The sequence below is a fragment of the Aerococcus sp. L_32 genome (assembly GCF_050689315.1).
In genome coordinates, this window is record NZ_JBOEQF010000736.1 from 1 (window position 1) to 897 (window position 897).

Annotated in this window: 1 protein-coding gene; it reads right to left on the reverse strand. The window is 42.7% G+C overall.

Features of this window, described 5'->3' with window-relative positions:
* Positions 1–134: 134 nt before the first annotated feature.
* Positions 135–897: GerMN domain-containing protein (locus tag ACRCJ0_RS16055; RefSeq protein ID WP_431391168.1), on the reverse strand; the 763-nt coding region annotated here is incomplete at its 5' end.

Here is an 897-nt window from a genome sequence, read left to right on the forward strand (position 1 = left end):
CGACTTTTTCATCCTAGTTTACTACTGTTTAGAAAAGGGCAAGCAGCTTTTGTTGGGCACCCATTATTAAACGCCCAGCTAAATTCAGGCTGAACGTTCATTTTGTCATCTTTATCTGTCGATTTACCTGTCATTTAAGGCTGAATATTTTCAGGGACTTCGTATAATGGATAAGTTGGGGTTAATTCAACAACACCATCAATGACCATATAGTCGCCTTCAATAGCAGGTTGAATGTAGTCGGCATTATAATACTGGACCATCGTTGCCATCATGGCATCCAACTTAGCCTTCCCTTGTGGATCATCCGCCAATTCACTGATATTTTCGCTAAAGTCAACATAGACAATCTTGCCCGTCCTTGGGTCCTGACCGTCAACACTGATGCTATTGATATCAACACTTTTAGTCATCATTTGTTGGTCAGCGCTGTTGCCACCCTGGAAAATCTGCGTGAATTTCAGCGCCATATCATCATTAGTCGTCATAGCCACCGTTTCATTTGCTTGTTCAAATTCACCTTCGCCATTTGGATAGTAAAAAGTAACCTCCTCACCCCAACCTTCAAAAGATAACTGACTCAAAATTTGAGTGACGAAATAATACGCTTCAGGGTCGGTACTTTCATCTTCTGCGTAAACCAGTCCCACATCTGGGGCATAATACTCTCTGCGAATACTATTTTCACTGTATTCACTGACCTCTAAAGTCTCGTAAGTGCCAGTCTTCGTTTCAACAGGCACATCGATACCAGTAATTTCACGTTGGCGTCCATCACTATCCCAAGTATGGCCCACTTCAATCGGCCCCTCAATCAAGACTCTCGTTGGCTCATCTATTTGGGTAATCATATCGCGGGTCAATTCTTCATGGCTATAAGTTTCTGGCTTTGTCACC